Genomic DNA, 17,054 nt, shown 5'->3' with positions numbered 1-17,054 from the left:
CCATGGCCTTGCCGCAACTGTCGCTGTCATTGCAATTCGCATCCACCGAGCAGGTGCGCCAGCACCGCCAGGCCCTGCCGCGCCACCGCGTGGCACGCTGGATACGCCATGCGCTGGAGCGCGATGCCGAAATCACCGTGCGCATCGTCGATGCCGAAGAAGGGCGCGCGCTCAACCACAGCTACCGCCACAAGGACTACGCCACCAACGTGCTGACCTTTGACTACGCGCAGCAGCCGCTGGTCATGGCCGACTTGGTGCTGTGCGCCCCTGTCATCGCCCAAGAGGCGCTCCAGCAAGGCAAGACGCTGGAGGCGCACTACGCGCACATGGTGGTGCATGGTGTGCTGCACGCCCAGGGCTGGGACCACGAAACCAGCGAGGCCGATGCACAAGCCATGGAGGCGCAGGAAGTGTGCATCCTCGAGCGGCTGGGCTATGCCAACCCCTACGCAGACTGAGCGGCCGGCTGATGGGCCAGCACATTGGCCGGATCCTCGGCCAGGCGCGCCGGCGCAGGGCGCCGCCGCCGCGCTGGCGGCCGATCTGCACTGCCACTCCACCGCTTCGGACGGCACGCTGGCCCCGGCCGAGCTGGCCGCACGCGCGCATCGACAAGGTGTGGCGCTGTGGGCGCTGACCGACCACGACACCTTGGCCGGCCAGCGGCAGGCTGCGCAGGCCGCACGCGCGCTGGGCCTGGCCTGGGTCAGCGGGGTGGAAATCTCGGCGCTGTACCAGGGGCGCACCCTGCACATCGTCGGCCTGGGCATGGACATTGACCACGCCGCGCTGCAGCAGGCGCTGGCGGCCAACCAACAACTGCGCGTGCAGCGCGCCTGGCGCATGGCGCAGTGCCTGGAGCAGGCTGGCTTTCGCGGCGTCTGGCAAGGCGCGCTGGCGCAGGCCGGCGGCCAGCCCAGCCAGCTGGCGCGGCCGCACCTGGCGCGCTACCTGGTACACAGCGGCCAGGCCGGCAGCGAGCAGCAGGTCTTCCAGCGCTATCTGGGCGAGCAGGGCCGCTGCTTCGTGCCCACGCAATGGCTGCCGTTGGAGCAGGCCATCGCCGCCATCCGCGCCGCCGGCGGTCTGGCCGTGCTGGCGCATCCGCTGGCCTACGACTTGCCGCCGCCAGCCCTGCAAACCCTGTTGCAGCACTTCAAGGCCAGCGGCGGCCAGGGCATGGAAGTCATCTCCGGCCCACAGCCGGCCGAGCACATCGCCGAGCTGGCCGCCATGGCGCGCAGCCACGGCCTGCTGGCCTCGCGCGGCAGCGACTTCCACCGCCCGCCCGCCACCGCAGGCGGCGTGGAGCTGGGCCGCCTGCCGCCGCTGCCGCAGCAGCTGCAACCGGTGTGGACGCAACTGCCAATGGCCATGGCCTGCGGGGAGTGAACGGTGAACGCGCGGGGGGCGCAAAGTGCATAACACGCTCTAAACCCCTTCGAAATCCCGTGCTGCCAATTGCCGCCAGCGCCGCTGGCGGTGGCGGTAAAACAGCTGGGCAAACAGCCATACCGGCCAAGTCAGCCAACCAGCTTCGATGGCGACCTGATCGCGGTAGCAGGTGCCGGCATCGTTGGGGGTGAGTGTGATGAGGTGATCCCAGCGCCGCACCAGGCTGCCATGGCTGTTGTCGCGCAGTGCAAAGCCGCCACCGTGTTCCGGAAATGAAATCACGATGGTCTGCCGCCCCAGCGGAATCAGGCCAAACAAATACATGCGCATCTCATAGCAACCTGGCTGCCAGATGTCTGGCAGTTGCGGCGGTTGTTGGGCGCGAAACCGCACCAGCGGGTGGGCCACGTAGTGCAGCAGGCGGGGGCGCCGGGCCTGGGCGGCGGCTTGGGCCAGGCTGCAGGGCAGTTGGCAGGCCAGGTCGATCTTCATGGCGCTGCTGCGCTGCCGGCGGCGGGTGCGGCGATGCGGATGATTTTCAGCAGGTTGGTGGTGCCGGGCGTGGCAAAGGGCAGGCCGGCGGAGATCACCAAATAGTCGCCCGGGCCGGCAAAGCCGGCGTCGCAGGCGCTGCGCTCGGCCACCTCGGCCATGTGTTCGACGCTGGTGCCCACGGCCAGCTCTGGGGTGACGATGGGGTGTACGCCCCAGACCAGCGTCAGCCGCCGTGCGGTGGTCAGGTGTGGGGTCAGGCCGATGATGGGCGCGGCAGGGCGCTCGCGCGCGGTGCGCAGCGCGGCGTAGCCGGAGCTGGTGTAGGCCACGGTGGCCGAGGCCTGCAGCAGCGCGATGGCGTGGCGCATGGCCAGGCCGATGGCGTCGGCGACGGTGGCTTCGGGGGGTGATTGGCTGGCCTGCAGGCCTTCGCGCCAGGTGGGGTCGGCTTCGCTGTGCTCGATGATGCGTTGCATCATCTGCACGGCCTGCAGCGGGTAGTGGCCCGAGGCCGATTCGGCTGAGAGCATCACGGCATCGGCGCCTTCGTAGATGGCGGTGGCCACGTCCGAGGCTTCGGCGCGCGTGGGCACGGGCGAGCCGACCATGGATTCGAGCATTTGCGTGGCGACGATGACCGGGCGGCCCTGGCGGCGGCAGGCGCGGATGATCTGGCGCTGGATGGCGGGCACTTGCTCGGCGGGCATTTCCACGCCCAGGTCGCCGCGCGCGACCATCACGGCATCGGTTTCGGCGACGATGCTCTCCAGCGCGTCGATGGCGGCAGGCTTTTCCAGCTTGGCGACGATGGCCGCGCGCCCGGCGATGCGCTGGCGCAGTGCGGCGATGTCGCTGGCGCGCTGCACGAAGGACAGGGCCACCCAGTCCACGCCCAGCGAGAGGCCGAATTCCAAATCGGCGCAGTCCTTGTCGGTCAACGCGGAGATGGGCAGCAGCACGCCGGGGACGTTCACGCCCTTGCGGTTGCTGAGCACGCCGCCCACGGTCACCACGGTGTGCGCATAGTCCGCGCCGCAGTGCGCCACGCGCAGGCGCAGCCGGCCGTCGTCGAGCAGCAGCTCCGTGCCCGGGCGCAGCGCGGCGAAGATTTCCGGGTGCAGCATGGCCACGCGCTGCTCGCTGCCGGGGATGGCCGTGTCCATATCGAGCCGGAAGGGCTGGCCTGGCTCCAGTAGTGCCGAGCCCTGCGCGAAGCTGCCAATGCGCAGCTTGGGGCCTTGCAGGTCCATCAGGATGGCGATGGGGCGGCCGCTCTCGGCCTCGATCTCGCGGATCCAGGCGTGGCGGCGCTGGTGGTCGGCATGGCTGCCGTGGCTGAAGTTCAGGCGGAATACGTTGGCGCCGGCCTCGTGCAGCGCACGGATGCGCTCCTTGTCGTCGGTGGCCGGGCCGATGGTGGCCACGATCTTGGCCTGGGTATGACGGGCGTTGGGGGGGATGTGTGGGCGGCGTGCGGCGTGCGTCATAGGATCAGGATGGCGCGAAAGTCGTTGACGTTGGTGCGCGTAGGGCCGGTGACGATGGCATCGCCCAGGGCCTCGAAGAAGCTGTGCGCGTCGTGCCCGTCCAGCGCCTGCTGGGCGCCCAGCCCTTGCTGGCGCGCGCGTGCCAGTGTATCCGGGCCGATGCAGGCGCCGGCGATGGCTTCGCTGCCGTCCACGCCGTCGGTGTCGGCCGCCAGCGCGTGGATGCCTGGCGCGCCGCGCAGCGCCAAAGCCAGCGCCAGCAGGAAGTGCGCATTGCGCCCGCCCCGAGCCGTGGGGCTGTTGCTGGCCGCCAGCGTGACGGTGGTTTCACCGCCCGAGAGCAGCACGCAGGGCCGCTGCCAGGGCAGGGTGGGCTGCGGCGCATGGCGCTGGGCGTAGCGGGCCATGCCGGCCAGGGCGCGGGCCAGCTCGGCGGCTTGGCCTTCCAGCGCGTCGCCCAGGATGTAGGCGTGCAGCCCGGCCTGGCGCGCAGCGGCGGCAGCGGCCCGCAGGGCCTGCTGCGGGGTGGCGATCAGTCGCGTGGTGATGGCCGGCAGGCGGGCGTCGCCCGGGGCGATGCTTTCGCCCGCGCCCGATTGCAGCAGCTGCCGCGCCGCCTCGGGCACGGCGATGTGGTAGCGCTGAAGGATGTCCAGCGCCTGGGCGCAGCTGCTGGCATCGGGCACGCTGGGGCCGGAGGCGATGTCGGCCGGCTCGTCGCCGGGCACGTCGGAGATCAACAGGTTGAGCACTGGCGCGGGCGAGCAGGCCAGCGCCAGCCGCCCGCCCTTGATGGCCGAGAGGTGGCGGCGCACGCAGTTCATTTCCTGGATGCTGGCGCCGCTGCGCAGCAGGGCTTGGTTGAGGGCCTGCTTGTCGGCCAGCGTCAGCCCTGGCAGGGCCAGCGGCAGCAGCGCCGATCCGCCGCCGGAGAACAGGCACACTACCAGATCCTGCGCGCCGGCGCTGTGCGCCAGCGCCAGCATGCGCTGCGCGGCAGCCTGGCCGGCGGCATCGGGCACGGGGTGTGCGGCCTGCACGATCTCAATGCGTTGGCAGGGCACGGCATGGCCATAGCGCGTGACCACCAGTCCGCCCAGTGGCGCATGGGGCCAGGCCTGCTCCAGCGCTGCGGCCATGGCGGCCGAGGCCTTGCCAGCGCCCAAGACCAGCACCCGGCCTTTACCGGCGGCAACGGTTGGCGGCAGCGGTGGCAGGTGCCGCGCCAGCTGCTGCGCCGGTTGCGCGGCGGCGATGGCCGCATCCAGCAGGCGGCGCAGCAGTGCGGGGGGATTGGCGATGCTGGGTGTCATGGCAGCGGGTTTGGCCTGCCCAATCCGAACTCGCGCCGAGATGTTGAACAGACTCTCAGGGCTTGGTGTATTGCACGAAGACTTCGTTGGGGCGGATCATGCCCAGCTCCTGGCGGGCGATTTCCTCCATCATCTCGCGGCCTTCGCGCAGGTCGGCGATGTCGTTGAGCAGGCGCTCGTTGTCCTGCCGCATCAGCGCGTTGGAGTGGCGCTGCACGGCAATTTCCTCGCGCATCAGCTCGACGTTGGGGTAACTGCCGCGCCCAGTCCAGAGCTGCCACTGCAGCCAGGCCAGCAGCAGCAGCAGCGCGACGGTGGTGAGATGGCGCAGGCGCAGGGGCAGTCGCATGGCAGGGGCCGTCTTGCAGTGGGTTCAGACTGGGGGCGCGCCAGCGCTCAGCGCAGGTTGTAGAAGGCCGAGGCGCCGGGGTAGACGGCCACGTCGCCCAGGTCTTCCTCGATGCGCAGCAGCTGGTTGTATTTGGCCATGCGGTCGCTGCGGCTCAAGGAGCCGGTCTTGATCTGGCCGGCGTTGGTGCCCACGGCGATATCGGCAATGGTGGCGTCTTCGGTCTCGCCCGAGCGGTGGCTGATGACGGCGGTGTAGCGCGCGCGCTTGGCCATCTCGATGGCCTCGAAAGTCTCGGTCAGCGTGCCGATCTGGTTGATCTTGATGAGGATGGAGTTCGCAATGCCCTTGTCGATGCCTTCCTTGAGGATCTTGGTGTTGGTGACGAACAGGTCATCGCCCACCAGCTGGACTTTCTTGCCCAGGCGTGCGGTCAGCAGCTTCCAGCCGTCCCAGTCGCCTTCGGCCATGCCGTCCTCGATGCTGACGATGGGGTATTTCTCGCACCAGGTGCAGAGTTTTTCCGTCCACTCGGCCGCCGAGAGTTTGAGGCCGCCTTCGCCTTCGAGGGTGTAGATGCCGTCCTTGAAGAACTCGCTGGAGGCGCAGTCCAGGCCCAGGGCGATTTGCTCGCCGGGGCGGTAGCCGGCCGCCTCGATGGATTGCAGGATCAGGCCGATGGCCGCCTCGTGGTTTTCCACGTTGGGGGCAAAGCCGCCTTCGTCGCCCACGGCGGTGCTCATGCCCTTGTCGTGGATGATTTTCTTCAGCGCGTGGAACACCTCGGCGCCCCAGCGCAGCGCCTCGCGAAAGCTCTGCGCGCCGCTGGGGATGATCATGAACTCTTGCAGATCCAGGCTGTTGTTGGCGTGCGCGCCGCCGTTGATGACGTTCATCATCGGCACGGGCAGGGTCACGCCGCCCATGCCGCCGAAGTAGCGGTACAGCGGCAGGCCGGTTTCCTCGGCAGCGGCGCGGGCCACGGCCATGGACACGGCCAGCAGCGCATTGGCGCCCAGGCGCGATTTGTTGTCGGTGCCGTCCAGGTCGATCAGCGTGCGATCGAGGAAGGCTTGCTCGGCCGCATCCAGGCCCAGCACGGCCTCGGAGATTTCCGTATTGATGTGCTGCACGGCCTTGAGCACGCCCTTGCCCAGATAACGGCCCTTGTCGCCGTCGCGCAGCTCGATGGCCTCGCGCGCGCCGGTGGATGCGCCCGAGGGCACGGCGGCGCGGCCCATCACGCCCGACTCCAGCAGCACGTCGCACTCGACGGTGGGGTTGCCGCGGCTGTCGAGGATTTCGCGGCCGACGATGTCAACAATGGCACTCATGATGGTTTCCTTTGCGGGTTTCAGATCAAGTGAATTGGGAAATGAAAAGCGGAAAAGCGGGCGCGCCTGGGTTCAGAAAGAAGCGCTCACAGCCCTTCGACGCACAGCATATTGAACACGCCCGCGCCTTCGCGCACCTGGCGCGCCTTGCGGTATTCGGGCGAATCATAGAACGCCTGCGCCGCTGCGTAGCTGGGAAAGCGCAGCACCACGGTGCGCGCGTGGGCCTGGCCTTCGAGCACCTGCTGCTGGCCGCCGCGCACGATGAACTCGCCGCCGTGGGCCTGGGCGGCCTGGGTGCTCCATTCGCGGTACTCGGCCATTTGCTCGGGGTTGGTGACGTGGACGTTGGCGATGACGTAGCCGTAGGGCATGGCAAGGGCTCCGGGAAAGGTTCAGGGGGAAAAATGGTCTTCAAGAAAACCGTTTTGCTTGGTGACCGCATCCAGCGCCAGCAGGGTTTCCAGCAGCGCTTTCATGTGCTTGAGCGGCACGGCATTCGGCCCGTCGCTCAAGGCGTTTTTCGGATCGGGGTGGGTTTCCATGAACAGGCCGGCCACGCCCACGGCCACGGCCGCGCGCGCGAGCACGGGCACTATTTCGCGCTGGCCGCCGCTTGAGGTGCCTTGGCCGCCGGGCAGTTGCACGCTGTGGGTGGCATCAAACACCACGGGCGCGCCGGTCTCGCGCATGATGGCAAGTGCCCGCATGTCGGAAACGAGATTGTTGTAGCCAAAGCTGGCGCCGCGCTCGCAGGCCATGAAGTTGTCTTCGGGCAGGCCCGCTTCGCGCGCGGCGGCGCGGGCTTTGTCGATGACGTTTTTCATGTCGTGGGGCGCGAGGAACTGGCCTTTCTTGATGTTCACCGGCTTGCCCGACTGCGCCACGGCGCGGATGAAGTCGGTTTGGCGGCAAAGGAAGGCGGGGGTTTGCAGCACGTCCACCACGGCGGCTACGGCGGGGATTTCGGCCTCGGTGTGCACGTCGGTGAGCACGGGCAGCTGCAGTTCTTTCTTCACCTTGGCGAGGATTTCCAGCCCCTTTTCCATGCCGGGGCCGCGAAAGCTCGCGCCGCTGGAGCGGTTGGCCTTGTCGTAGCTGCTTTTGAAGATGAAGGGGATGCCCAGCTGCGCGGTGATCTCCTTGAGCTGGCCGGCCACGTCCATTTGCAGCTGTTCGGATTCGACCACGCAGGGGCCGGCGATGAGGAAGAAGGGCCGATCCAGGCCGATGGGAAAGCCGCAGAGGTTCATAGCAGGAGCAAGTGGTCAGGGGTGGCGCTGCGCACGGCCGAGAGGGCGATGCGCTGGTCGAAGCTGGCCAGGGCGCCGCCGTGGTGGACGGCCAGGGCCAGCAGGTAAGCGTCGGTGATCTGGTTGTGGCCGCTGATGCGGCTGAAGTCCAGCGCGTCGCCGCGGATGAGTGACAGGGCATCGGGCCAGAATTGGTGGTCCACGTCGCCGCAGGCGCGCTGCATGGCCGCGCGGATGGTGGCCAGGCTGGCGGGCCGCCCCCGGCCCAGGCCGGGCATGGCGCAGATGCGCAGCGCGCCGTTTTCGGTCAGCGGGCAGGTGGCGATGCGCAGGCCGGGGCGTTGCCACAGGGCGATGGCGGCCTGGTTGTGCACGTGCTGCTCGTCGAGCAGCGCGACCCAGACGTTCACGTCCAGCAGCAGGCGGCGGGAAGTGGCTGGCATTACACGCCTTCCTCGTCCAGCAGGCGATAGACATCCTGCGAGGTGATGGGCGGGCCGCTGCGCGCTGGATACACGCTGTAGGGGCTGCGCGGCTGGCTGGCCAGGGGCGCGGGGGCGTCGGCCATGTGCTGCGCGCCGCGCCGCATCCACTGCGAGACGGCCTGGCCCAGCGTGATGCGCTCGCGCTGGGCGGTTTGCTGCGCGAGGATGAGCATGTCGTCGTCCAGGTTGAAGGTGCTGCGCATGGGGTGCTCTCCTTTGCATCAAAGCATCATGTTGATGCAGTGATGTTAGTTGCCGGGCGCGGGCTTGGCAAGCCGCCCTGGGCTCAGGCCTCGCGAGCAGGGACAGCGGTCTTTTTCTGCCGCGCCAGCGCCGCCTTGATGAAGGCGTTGAACAGCGGGTGACCGTTCCAGGGCGTGCTCTTGAACTCGGGGTGGAATTGCACGCCGATGTACCAGGGGTGCACGCTTTGCGGCAGCTCGACGATTTCGGTCAAGTGCTCGCGCTGCGTCAGCGCCGAGATCACCAGGCCCGCTTCGCGCAGCTTGTCCAGGTAGTTGGTGTTGGCCTCGTAGCGGTGGCGGTGGCGCTCGGTCACCACGTCGCCGTAGATTTGGTGCGCCAGCGTGCCGGGCTGTACGTCGGAGCTTTGCGCGCCCAGGCGCATGGTGCCGCCTAAGTCGCTGCTGGCGTCGCGCTTTTGGATGCTGCCGTCCTGGTCTTCCCATTCGTCGATGAGGGCAATCACAGGCTCGGGCGTGTGCGGGTCGAACTCGGTGCTGTTGGCCTTGCTCAGGCCGGCCACATGGCGCGCGTATTCGATGGTGGCCACCTGCATCCCCAGGCAAATGCCCAGGTAGGGCACCTGGTGTTCGCGCGCGTAGCGGGCGGTGGCAATCTTGCCTTCCACCCCGCGCGCGCCAAAGCCGCCGGGCACCAGAATGGCGTCGTAGGCGGCCAGCTTCTGCGCGGCGGCGCCTGCCGGGCCTTCCAGCGTTTCGGAGTCGATGTGGTCGATGCGCACGCGCACGTGGTTTTTCATGCCGGCGTGGCGCAGCGCTTCGTTGACGGATTTGTAGCTGTCGCTCAGCTCCACGTACTTGCCCACCATGGCCACGCGCACTTCGCCCTGCGGGTGCTCGGTTTCATGCACCAGGTCGTCCCAACGCTTGAGGTTGGCCGGCGGCGTGTTCAGGCGCAGCTTGTCGCAGATCAGGCCGTCCAGGCCCTGCTCGTGCAGCAGGCGCGGCACCTTGTAGATGGTGTCCACGTCGGGCATGGAGATCACGCCCCAGGCCGGCACGTTGGTGAACAGGCTGATCTTGTCGCGCTCGTCCTGCGGAATGGCGCGGTCGGCGCGGCACAGCAGCACGTCGGGCTGGATGCCGATCTCGCGCAGCTTCTGCACCGTGTGCTGCGTGGGCTTGGTTTTCAGCTCGCCCGCGGCGGCAATCCAGGGCAAATAGGTCAGATGCACGAAGGCGCTGTTGTTGGGCCCGAGCTTCAGCGCCAGCTGGCGCACGGCCTCCAGGAAAGGCAGCGATTCGATGTCGCCCACCGTGCCGCCGACCTCGGCAATGGCCACGTCCACCGCGTCGGGCGTGCCAATGCCTGCGCCGCGCTTGATGAATTCCTGAATCTCGCCCGTGATGTGCGGAATCACCTGCACCGTCTTGCCCAGGTAGTCGCCGCGGCGCTCTTTTTCCAGCACGCTCTGGTAGATGCGGCCGGTGGTGAAGTTGTTGGCCTGCTTCATGCGCGTTTCGATGAAGCGCTCGTAATGGCCCAGGTCCAGATCGGTCTCGGCGCCGTCGTCGGTGACGAACACCTCGCCGTGCTGGAAGGGGCTCATGGTGCCCGGATCGACGTTGATGTACGGATCGAGCTTGATGAGGGTGACTTTGAGGCCGCGCGATTCCAGGATGGCAGCCAGCGAGGCGGCAGCGACGCCCTTGCCCAGGGACGACACCACACCGCCGGTGACGAAGACGAATTTGGTCATGTCTCGGGGGATGGGGGAAATGGCAATTATAGAACCGATGCCCCGCCGCCCTGGGGCGGCACCGGCGGCAGCGCCCAACGGCCTGGGCAGAGTCAACGCTCGAGCAATTGCTGCATGCGCGCCATGGCTTCGCGCAGGTTGTCGTTGGAGGTGGCGATGGAAAAGCGCACGAAATGCTCCATGCCGTGCTGGCCGAAGTCCTTGCCGGGTGCCACGGCAATGCGCGCCTGCTCCAGCAGCGCAAAGGCAAAGTCCCAACTGCCTTGCACGCCCAGGCGCTGGGCCGCCTCACGGCAGTCGGCCCAGACGTAGAACGCGCCGTCGGGCTGCACGGGCACCTGCAGGCCCAGGCCGGGCAACGGAGCGATGAAGCTTTGCAGTCGATCACGAAAGATGGCGCGGCGGCGCTCGTACTCGGCGATGCTGTCGGGGTGAAAGCAGGCCAGCGCCGCATGTTGGGCAATGGTGCTGGGGCAGATGAACAGGTTTTGCGCCAGCCGCTCGATGGGCGCTACCAGCGCCGGCGGCACCACCAGCCAGCCCAGGCGCCAGCCAGTCATGTTGAAGTACTTGCTGAAGCTGTTGATGCTGATGATGTCCTCGCTCAAGGCCAGGGCCGTCTGGCCGTACTCGCTGTCGTAGGACAGGCCCAGGTAAATCTCATCGACCAGGGTCACGCCGCCGCGGGCGCGCACAAAATCGTGGATGGCGCGCAGCTGCGCAAACGGCATCGAAGTGCCGGTAGGGTTGGAGGGCGAGGCCAGCAGCACGCCACGGGTTTTCGGCCCCCAGTGCGCCGCGACCTGTTCGGCCGTGAGCTGAAAGCGGCTGGCCGCATCGACTGGGATGCACACCGGCTGCGCGCCGGCGACCTGCACGAACTGCTGGTTGCAGGGGTAGCAGGGGTCGGGCAGCAGCACCTGGTCGCCCTCTTGCAGCAGCGCCAGGCAGGCCAGGTGCAGCGCGGCCGAGGCGCCGGCGGTGATGACGATGCGCTCGGGCGCAACCTGCACGCCAAAGCGCGTGGCATACCAGCCGCTGATGGCCTGGCGCAGTGCATCCAGCCCCAGCGCGGCGGTGTATTGGCTGTGGCCGGCCTCGATGGCCGCAATGGCGGCCTGCTGCACGCGCGGGGGGGCGGTGAAATCGGGCTCGCCAATGTTCAGATAGCGCATCGGCGGCGTGTTGCCGCGCTCGGCGATGAGGCGTTGCGCGGCCTTGGCCACCTCCATGACGTAAAACGGGCGAGTCTGGGTGGCGCGGAGGGAGAGGGTGCTCATGTGTGTTCGGCAGGCGCTGAGAGCCTGCTCAAAATCTGGGGCGAGTGGGCAAGCAGCGGCTTGGGATGGGCTGCAAGGCGCAAAGCCACGATTCTATGAAGGCACACGCCCCCGCCGGGCCTGTTGGGCAAGCCGGCGGGGGCGTGTGTGCAAGAGAAGATCTGCAACTGGCCTGCGCGTGCAGCGCAGGCCAGCTGCAGGCTACTTGCGGGCGAGCTGGCGCTTACTTCTTCACCAGCGGGCAGCTGGATGTGGCCAGCGGCTGGAAGGCCTTGTCGGCCGGGATGGTGCTGACCAGCTTGTAGTAATCCCAGGCGCCTTTGGATTCCTCGGGCGTCTTGACCTGGAACACATACATGTCGTGGATCACGCGGCCATCGTCGCGGATCGAGGCATTGCGCATCACCGCGTCCTCGATGGGCAGCTCGCGCATTTTCTCGGCCACGACCTTCCAGTCGTCGGTGCCGGCGGCGGCCACCGATTTCAGATAGTGCAGCGTGCTCGAATACACGCCGGCGTGCACCATGGTTGGCTTGTTGCCGCGGTGCTGCTGCTCGAAGCGGCTGGAGAACTCGCGCGTCTTGTCGTCCAGATCCCAGTAAAAGCCTTCAGAGAACTTCAGGCCCTTGGCTGTCTCCAGCCCCATGGCGTGCACGTCCGAGAGGAATACCAGCAGCGCCGTGACCTGTTGCTTGCCGCTCGAAAGACCGAACTCATGCACGCCCTTCATGGCGTTGACCGTGTCCTGCGAGCCATTGGCCAGCGCGATGGCATCGGCGCCCGAGGCCTGGGCCTGCAGCAAGAAGGAGGAGAAGTCGCTGGCATTGAGCGGGTGGCGCACCGAGCCGGCCACCTCGCCGCCGTTGGCCTTGAGTACCTCGGTGGCGTCTTTTTCCAGCGAGTGGCCGAAGGCGTAGTCCACCGTCACGAAAAACCACTTCTTCGCGCCGGCCTGGGTCATGGCTGCCACGGGCGCGGCCGAGAGCGAATAGGTGTCGAACATCCAGTGAAAGCCATTGCGCGCGCAGTCGGCATTGGTCAGGCGCGTGGTGGCCGGGCCGGAGTACATGGCGATGCCGCCGCGCTCCTTGATGATCTGCTGCACGGCCAGCGCGCCAGCGGAATTGGTCAAATCCACCAGCGCATCGACCTGCTGCACATCCAGCCACTCACGCGCGCGCGAGGCGGCGATGTCGGCCTTGTTCTGGTTGTCGGCGCTGACCACCTCGATCTTCATGCCCTTGCACTCGGCCTTGAGGCAGTCCTCCACGGCCATGCGCGCGGCCACCACCGAGCCTGGCCCGCCCATGCTGGAGTAAGGGCCGGCCATGTCGGTCAGCACGCCGATCTTGACCAGGCCATCGGTCAGCTTGGGCTCGGCGGCCTGGGCCCCGCCAGCGGCCAGGGCCAGCATGCTGGCGCAGGCAATGCCGCGCAGGGCCAGGCCACGGCTGGGGCGGGAAGAGTTCTGTGTCATGGAAAAAGTCTCCTTTCGGTTGCAATGGGATGAGGGTCGCGCCACGAAGCCCGATCGGGTTCGATTCATCAAGGCGCGCGCAGGCAGCGCCAACGCTGCGGGCCGCGCAGCATAGCGGCGAGCATGCCCGAATGCAATGCGGGAAAGCGCTTGCCGCGACAGCGGTGCAGGCGTGTGCCGCTGGCATGCAGGGGGTTTCAGCCTGGCAGTCCTGGCACATCGACCTGCAGCATCCAAACCTGGGCCTCGCGCGCGGCCCGGCGTTGGTGCTCCAGGAAGTCGGGCGCCACGCACAGAAACAGCGTGCGCCCGTCTGGGCCGCCCAGCGCGCAGGCAAAGCAGCCCATGGCGCCGGTGGAGACCTCCTGCAGGATGCGCCCGCCCTGGGCGACGCGCAGCACGCGTTGCCCGATGGCGTCGGCCACCCAGACGGCGCCTTCGGCGTCCAGCGCTGCGCCGTCGGCCGCCACCTTGCCGCCGGCGATGAAATCGTCCAGCGCGGCGCTTTGCACCAGCGGGCCGAACACGGCCCAGTCGCGCCGCGGCCCCAGGCTGCCGTCGGCGGCGATGTCGAACACCGACAAGCGATTGCCCAGGGTCTCGTTGACGATCAGCGAGCGGCCGTCGGGCGTGGGCAGAATGGCGTTGGGAAAGTACAGCCCGCTGGCAGCCTGATGTGCCTGTCCATCGGGATCGACGCGCGCCAGCGCCGCAGTGCGCACCTCTGCGCCGCCCATCAGATCGAAGCCGAAATTGCCTACCCAGGCGCGCCCCTGGTCATCCACAGCCATGTCGTTGCAATGGCCGGTGGCCATGTGCGAGAGGTCGGCGTGTTCCACCAATTGGCCGTCCGGCTCGCGCCGCAGAATCTTGCGATCGCGCATGGAGACGATGAGCAGGCGGCCGTCGGGCAGCCAGCCCAGGCCGGAGGGCTGGCCCGGCACGTGGGCCATCTGCTCGACCTGACCCTGCATGTCGCAGGCCAGCACTTGGTGGGTGTAGAAGTCCGACAGCCACAGGCGGCCCTCGCGCCAGCGCGGGCCCTCAAGAAAGCTGTAGCCAGACAGCAGCGTGCGAAATTCAGGCATCTTTCATCTCCTTTGGGCAGGTTGCCAGGCTTTGTGGTCATGCCAGGCCGGGCTGGCCCGGTCCGGCCATTGCAGCGCAATCGGCCAACTCTGGCAAGCACCGGCAGCGCAGGGCACGGCAGGCCGGCCTGTGCGCCCTACAATCGCCGCCGCATCAGAGCCCCTAAAGGAGATGACCAAGACCATGCCAGCGCAGCAGCAGCCCGCAGCGGGCGTTCAGGCCGCCGGGTCGCAGAAGGCCCAGCCCGCCGCCGTGGCCCATTGCCCGGCCTTGTTGGTGGCGGCTGCGGCCTCGGGCCAGGGCAAGACCCTGGTGACGGCGGCGCTGGCGCGCCTGCACAGCCGTCAGGGGCGTCGGGTGCGGGTGTTCAAGTGCGGGCCGGATTTTCTCGATCCGCACTGGCACGAGCTGGCCAGTGGCGCGCCGGTGCAGAACCTGGATTTGTGGATGACCGGTCCGCAGGACGTGGCTGCGCGTCTGCACGCGGCCGCCTGCCAGGCCGATCTGATCCTCATCGAAGGCGTGATGGGGCTGTTCGATGGCACGCCCAGCGCCGCCGATCTGGCGCAGCAATGGGGCATTGCCGTGATGCCGGTGCTGCAGGTCGGTGCCATGGCGCAGACTTGCGCGGCATTGGTGTATGGCCTCAAGCATTACCGCAGCGACCTGCGCTGGGCCGGCGTGCTGTGCAATGGCGTGGCCAGCGCCCACCATGCGCAATTGCTGCAGGCGGCGCTGGAGCCCAGCGGCGATTGGCTCGGGGCCTTGCCGTCCTTGCAGCTGCAGGATGTGCCGCAGCCGCCGCAGGGCGCATCGGGCGCCAAGCCGCTGTCGCTGCTGCCCGAGCGCCACCTGGGCCTGGTGCCCAGCGGTGAGCTGCGTGATGCGCTGGCGCGTCTGGATCTGGCCGCCGATGCGCTGGCCCAGACGCCGCTGGGCCAGATGGATGGCGCCGCCCTGCAGCGTTGGCAGACAGCCTTTGCACTTGCTGAGCCTGCGCCAGCGCAAGAGCCGCGCACAGCCGCGCCCGCGTCAGACGCTGGCGCTGCGGGCCTGAGCAGCGGCCCGCAGGGTCATGTCCTGCCGCCCGAACACGCTCTGGCGCTGGCCGCCGCCCCGGCGCTGCTGCAGCGCCAGCCGCTGCGCGGGCAGACCGTGGCAATCGCCCGCGATGAGGCCTTCGCATTCATCTACGCGGCCAATCTGGAGCTGCTGCAGGCGCTGGGCGCACGGTTGGCGTGGTTCTCGCCGTTGGCCGGCGATGGCTTGCCGGCCTGCGATGCGCTGTGGCTGCCCGGCGGTTACCCCGAGCTGCATGCCGCGCGCCTGCATGCCAATGCCGGGCTGCGCCAGGCCCTGCACGATCACTGGGCGCAGGGCAAGCCCATCTGGGCCGAATGCGGCGGCATGGTGGCGCTGTGTACCGAGCTGCAGCAGGTCGATGGGGTTTTGCAACCGCTGTGGGGCCTGCTGCCGGCCCAGGCCGTGATGCAGCCGCGCCTGGCCGGCCTGGGGCCGCAGCAGTGGCTGCCGCCCAATGCCGCTGCGGGAGAGCCCGCGCTGCGCGGCCACACCTTCCACTACAGCCGCCTGCAGACCGAGCTGCCGGCCTGGGGCCGCACACAACGCCCAGCACACCGCCGCGCCACGGCCGCAGCGCGCGCCGATGCGGGCGAGGCCGTCTATCGCCTGGGCAGCCTCACGGCCAGCTACTTTCATGCCTGGTTCCCCTCCAGCCCGCAGGCCGTGCTGCGCCTTCTCAGGCCAGCAGAAGCCGCAGATGCGGCAGGCGCGGCGCAAGCGGCGGCAACGCATGCAGGAGCCGGCCATGTCGCATGAACCCGTGCCGCAGCGGTCGCCCGGCCCGGCCCATGTGCTGCTGCTGGGCGGCCAGAAAAGCGGCAAGAGCGGCCATGCCGAGCAACTGGCCGCCGCCTGGCTGGCCGAGCAGCCCGGGCGCGAGGTGTTGGTGATCGCCACGGCCCAGGCGCTGGACGATGAAATGCGCACACGCATCGCGCGCCACCGTCAGCAGCGCCGCCAGCGCCTGCCGGCGGCGCAGACGCTGGAAGAGCCGCTGCAGCTGGCCGCCAGCATTGCCGCGCACAGCGCGCCGCAGCGCCTGTTGCTGGTGGACTGCCTGACGCTGTGGTTGACCAACTGGCTGATGCCTGCCGAGCCCGCCGCGCCCACCCCGGCGCAGGGTGCGACGCAGGGCGGATTGCTGGACGCACCGCCGGACGAGGCCGCGCTGCTGCGCCAGCGCCGCGCCGCATTGGCCGCTGCCAAGGCCGCGCTGCTGCAGGCCCTGGCCCAGGCGCGCGGGCCGGTGGTGCTGGTGAGCAATGAAATGGGCTGGGGCGTGATGCCGCTGGGGCGGGCCGTGCGCGCCTATGCCGATGAGCTGGGCCTGCTCAATCAGGCCCTGGCGCAGCACTGCCGCCATGTGCTGCTGGTGGCAGCCGGCCAGGCCATCGACATCAAGGCCCTGGCCCAGCCCTTGCCGCGGCTTTGAACCCTCAAGACAAGGAGCAATGCAATGGACATCCAGATCGAGCAACCCCCGGTAGATCGGGTGCGGCAAAAGCCCCAGGGCGAGCGCCGCGGGCTGATCCTGATCAACACCGGCAATGGCAAGGGCAAGAGCACCGCGGCCTTCGGGCTGGCGCTGCGCGCGCATGGGCGCGGCAAGGCGGTGCAAATCTATCAGTTCGTCAAAGTGCCTTCGGCGCGCTTTGGCGAGCACCGCAGTTTCGAGCAGCTGGGCGTGCCCATCGAAGGGCTGGGCGATGGCTTCAGTTGGAAGAGCCGCGATCTGGAACACTCGGCCGAGCTGGCGCGCGCGGGCTGGGCCAAGGCGCGCCAGGCCATTCTCGGCGGCGAATACTTCATGGTCGTGCTCGATGAAATCACCTACCCGCTGATCTACGGCTGGTTGCCGCTGGAGGAGGTGCTGCAAACCCTGCGCGAGCGCCCGCCGCAGGTGCACGTGGTGCTCACCGGCCGGCGCTGCCCGCAGGCCCTGATCGATCTGGCCGACACCGTCACGGAAATGCAGCTGGTCAAGCACGCCTACCAGGCTGGCGTGCCCGCGCAGCGCGGTATTGAAGACTGAGCGCCCGCTCATGGTC

18 protein-coding genes are annotated in these 17,054 nt (G+C 68.5%); 5 read left to right on the top strand and 13 right to left on the bottom strand.

Annotation, left to right across the window (positions count from 1 at the left end):
* Positions 1 to 2: 2 nt before the first annotated feature.
* Positions 3 to 461, top strand: coding sequence for an rRNA maturation RNase YbeY (gene ybeY / locus CLI93_RS07215; protein WP_095995733.1), 459 nt, complete (start codon positions 3 to 5; stop codon positions 459 to 461).
* Positions 439 to 1,395 carry a PHP domain-containing protein gene (locus CLI93_RS07210; RefSeq protein WP_095995732.1) on the top strand — a complete coding sequence of 319 codons (957 nt, stop codon included), beginning with the start codon at positions 439 to 441 and terminating at the stop codon, positions 1,393 to 1,395. The genes ybeY and CLI93_RS07210 overlap by 23 nt, the downstream gene beginning before the upstream one ends.
* 39 nt (positions 1,396 to 1,434) lie before the next feature.
* On the opposite strand, the gene CLI93_RS07205 is transcribed toward CLI93_RS07210, so the two are convergent.
* The 13 genes from CLI93_RS07205 to CLI93_RS07145 form a co-directional block, all read right to left on the bottom strand.
* The gene (locus CLI93_RS07205; RefSeq protein ID WP_095995731.1) at positions 1,435 to 1,890 is read right to left on the bottom strand and encodes a hypothetical protein; all 456 of its coding nucleotides are present in this window, start codon (positions 1,888 to 1,890) and stop codon (positions 1,435 to 1,437) included.
* A complete protein-coding gene (pyk, locus tag CLI93_RS07200) occupies positions 1,887 to 3,380 on the bottom strand; it encodes a pyruvate kinase (protein ID WP_095995730.1) in 1,494 nt (497 codons plus the stop codon). Before pyk ends, CLI93_RS07205 begins: the two co-directional genes overlap by 4 nt.
* Positions 3,377 to 4,693 carry a glycerate kinase type-2 family protein gene (locus tag CLI93_RS07195; protein WP_095995729.1) on the bottom strand — a complete coding sequence of 439 codons (1,317 nt, stop codon included), beginning with the start codon at positions 4,691 to 4,693 and terminating at the stop codon, positions 3,377 to 3,379. Before CLI93_RS07195 ends, pyk begins: the two co-directional genes overlap by 4 nt.
* Positions 4,694 to 4,748: 55 nt before the next feature.
* Complete coding sequence (locus CLI93_RS07190) at positions 4,749 to 5,042, bottom strand: septum formation initiator family protein (protein WP_095539518.1); 294 nt, start codon at positions 5,040 to 5,042, stop codon at positions 4,749 to 4,751.
* Positions 5,043 to 5,089: 47 nt separating this feature from the next.
* On the bottom strand, positions 5,090 to 6,376 hold the full coding sequence (gene eno / locus CLI93_RS07185; protein WP_095541455.1) for a phosphopyruvate hydratase: 1,287 nt from the start codon (positions 6,374 to 6,376) through the stop codon (positions 5,090 to 5,092).
* Between the two features lie 86 nt (positions 6,377 to 6,462).
* A complete protein-coding gene (locus CLI93_RS07180; protein ID WP_095541454.1) occupies positions 6,463 to 6,750 on the bottom strand; it encodes a DUF1330 domain-containing protein in 288 nt (95 codons plus the stop codon).
* A gap of 21 nt (positions 6,751 to 6,771) precedes the next feature.
* Positions 6,772 to 7,629, bottom strand: coding sequence for a 3-deoxy-8-phosphooctulonate synthase (gene kdsA, locus CLI93_RS07175; protein WP_095541453.1), 858 nt, complete (start codon positions 7,627 to 7,629; stop codon positions 6,772 to 6,774).
* A complete protein-coding gene (locus tag CLI93_RS07170; protein ID WP_095541452.1) occupies positions 7,626 to 8,072 on the bottom strand; it encodes a TA system VapC family ribonuclease toxin in 447 nt (148 codons plus the stop codon). Before CLI93_RS07170 ends, kdsA begins: the two co-directional genes overlap by 4 nt.
* Positions 8,072 to 8,317: a hypothetical protein gene (locus tag CLI93_RS07165; protein ID WP_095541451.1), complete on the bottom strand. Its 246-nt coding sequence runs from the start codon at positions 8,315 to 8,317 to the stop codon at positions 8,072 to 8,074. Before CLI93_RS07165 ends, CLI93_RS07170 begins: the two co-directional genes overlap by 1 nt.
* 83 nt (positions 8,318 to 8,400) lie before the next feature.
* Positions 8,401 to 10,077, bottom strand: a complete 1,677-nt coding sequence (locus CLI93_RS07160) for a CTP synthase (protein WP_095995728.1) — start codon at positions 10,075 to 10,077, stop codon at positions 8,401 to 8,403.
* Positions 10,078 to 10,169: 92 nt separating this feature from the next.
* Complete coding sequence (locus CLI93_RS07155) at positions 10,170 to 11,357, bottom strand: pyridoxal phosphate-dependent aminotransferase (protein WP_095541449.1); 1,188 nt, start codon at positions 11,355 to 11,357, stop codon at positions 10,170 to 10,172.
* A 223-nt stretch (positions 11,358 to 11,580) separates the two neighbouring features.
* Positions 11,581 to 12,834 (bottom strand): ABC transporter substrate-binding protein, encoded by a 1,254-nt coding sequence (locus CLI93_RS07150; protein WP_095541448.1) that lies wholly within the window; start codon positions 12,832 to 12,834, stop codon positions 11,581 to 11,583.
* A 197-nt stretch (positions 12,835 to 13,031) separates the two neighbouring features.
* The gene (locus tag CLI93_RS07145) at positions 13,032 to 13,922 is read right to left on the bottom strand and encodes an SMP-30/gluconolactonase/LRE family protein (RefSeq protein ID WP_095541447.1); all 891 of its coding nucleotides are present in this window, start codon (positions 13,920 to 13,922) and stop codon (positions 13,032 to 13,034) included.
* Positions 13,923 to 14,094: 172 nt separating this feature from the next.
* On the opposite strand from CLI93_RS07145, the gene CLI93_RS07140 reads away from it, so the two are divergent.
* Genes CLI93_RS07140 through cobO form a run of 3 tightly spaced genes read left to right on the top strand, consistent with a single transcriptional unit; the run spans position 14,095 to position 17,038 of the window.
* On the top strand, positions 14,095 to 15,762 hold the full coding sequence (locus CLI93_RS07140) for a cobyrinic acid a,c-diamide synthase CobB (RefSeq protein WP_238945712.1): 1,668 nt from the start codon (positions 14,095 to 14,097) through the stop codon (positions 15,760 to 15,762).
* Positions 15,752 to 16,438 (top strand): bifunctional adenosylcobinamide kinase/adenosylcobinamide-phosphate guanylyltransferase, encoded by a 687-nt coding sequence (gene cobU, locus CLI93_RS07135; protein ID WP_095541623.1) that lies wholly within the window; start codon positions 15,752 to 15,754, stop codon positions 16,436 to 16,438. The genes CLI93_RS07140 and cobU overlap by 11 nt, the downstream gene beginning before the upstream one ends.
* Before the next feature lie 30 nt (positions 16,439 to 16,468).
* Positions 16,469 to 17,038, top strand: a complete 570-nt coding sequence (gene cobO / locus CLI93_RS07130; protein WP_420823117.1) for a cob(I)yrinic acid a,c-diamide adenosyltransferase — start codon at positions 16,469 to 16,471, stop codon at positions 17,036 to 17,038.
* Positions 17,039 to 17,054: the final 16 nt, after the last annotated feature.

It is taken from the genome of Vandammella animalimorsus (assembly GCF_002288875.1).
GTDB lineage: Bacteria > Pseudomonadota > Gammaproteobacteria > Burkholderiales > Burkholderiaceae_C > Lampropedia > Lampropedia animalimorsus.
The sequence above is the reverse complement of the archived record's forward strand: the minus strand, read 5'-3'. Positions and strand labels throughout refer to the sequence as shown.

What these genes read in the sequence shown, in the direction of transcription:
- ybeY (WP_095995733.1), top strand. Translation starts at nt 3, where the DNA reads ATGGCCTTGCCGCAACTGTCGCTGTCATTGCAATTCGCATCCACCGAG.
- CLI93_RS07210 (WP_095995732.1), top strand. Translation starts at nt 439, where the DNA reads ATGCCAACCCCTACGCAGACTGAGCGGCCGGCTGATGGGCCAGCACAT.
- CLI93_RS07205 (WP_095995731.1), bottom strand. Translation starts at nt 1,890, where the DNA reads ATGAAGATCGACCTGGCCTGCCAACTGCCCTGCAGCCTGGCCCAAGCC.
- pyk (WP_095995730.1), bottom strand. Translation starts at nt 3,380, where the DNA reads ATGACGCACGCCGCACGCCGCCCACACATCCCCCCCAACGCCCGTCAT.
- CLI93_RS07195 (WP_095995729.1), bottom strand. Translation starts at nt 4,693, where the DNA reads ATGACACCCAGCATCGCCAATCCCCCCGCACTGCTGCGCCGCCTGCTG.
- CLI93_RS07190 (WP_095539518.1), bottom strand. Translation starts at nt 5,042, where the DNA reads ATGCGACTGCCCCTGCGCCTGCGCCATCTCACCACCGTCGCGCTGCTG.
- eno (WP_095541455.1), bottom strand. Translation starts at nt 6,376, where the DNA reads ATGAGTGCCATTGTTGACATCGTCGGCCGCGAAATCCTCGACAGCCGC.
- CLI93_RS07180 (WP_095541454.1), bottom strand. Translation starts at nt 6,750, where the DNA reads ATGCCCTACGGCTACGTCATCGCCAACGTCCACGTCACCAACCCCGAG.
- kdsA (WP_095541453.1), bottom strand. Translation starts at nt 7,629, where the DNA reads ATGAACCTCTGCGGCTTTCCCATCGGCCTGGATCGGCCCTTCTTCCTC.
- CLI93_RS07170 (WP_095541452.1), bottom strand. Translation starts at nt 8,072, where the DNA reads ATGCCAGCCACTTCCCGCCGCCTGCTGCTGGACGTGAACGTCTGGGTC.
- CLI93_RS07165 (WP_095541451.1), bottom strand. Translation starts at nt 8,317, where the DNA reads ATGCGCAGCACCTTCAACCTGGACGACGACATGCTCATCCTCGCGCAG.
- CLI93_RS07160 (WP_095995728.1), bottom strand. Translation starts at nt 10,077, where the DNA reads ATGACCAAATTCGTCTTCGTCACCGGCGGTGTGGTGTCGTCCCTGGGC.
- CLI93_RS07155 (WP_095541449.1), bottom strand. Translation starts at nt 11,357, where the DNA reads ATGAGCACCCTCTCCCTCCGCGCCACCCAGACTCGCCCGTTTTACGTC.
- CLI93_RS07150 (WP_095541448.1), bottom strand. Translation starts at nt 12,834, where the DNA reads ATGACACAGAACTCTTCCCGCCCCAGCCGTGGCCTGGCCCTGCGCGGC.
- CLI93_RS07145 (WP_095541447.1), bottom strand. Translation starts at nt 13,922, where the DNA reads ATGCCTGAATTTCGCACGCTGCTGTCTGGCTACAGCTTTCTTGAGGGC.
- CLI93_RS07140 (WP_238945712.1), top strand. Translation starts at nt 14,095, where the DNA reads ATGACCAAGACCATGCCAGCGCAGCAGCAGCCCGCAGCGGGCGTTCAG.
- cobU (WP_095541623.1), top strand. Translation starts at nt 15,752, where the DNA reads ATGTCGCATGAACCCGTGCCGCAGCGGTCGCCCGGCCCGGCCCATGTG.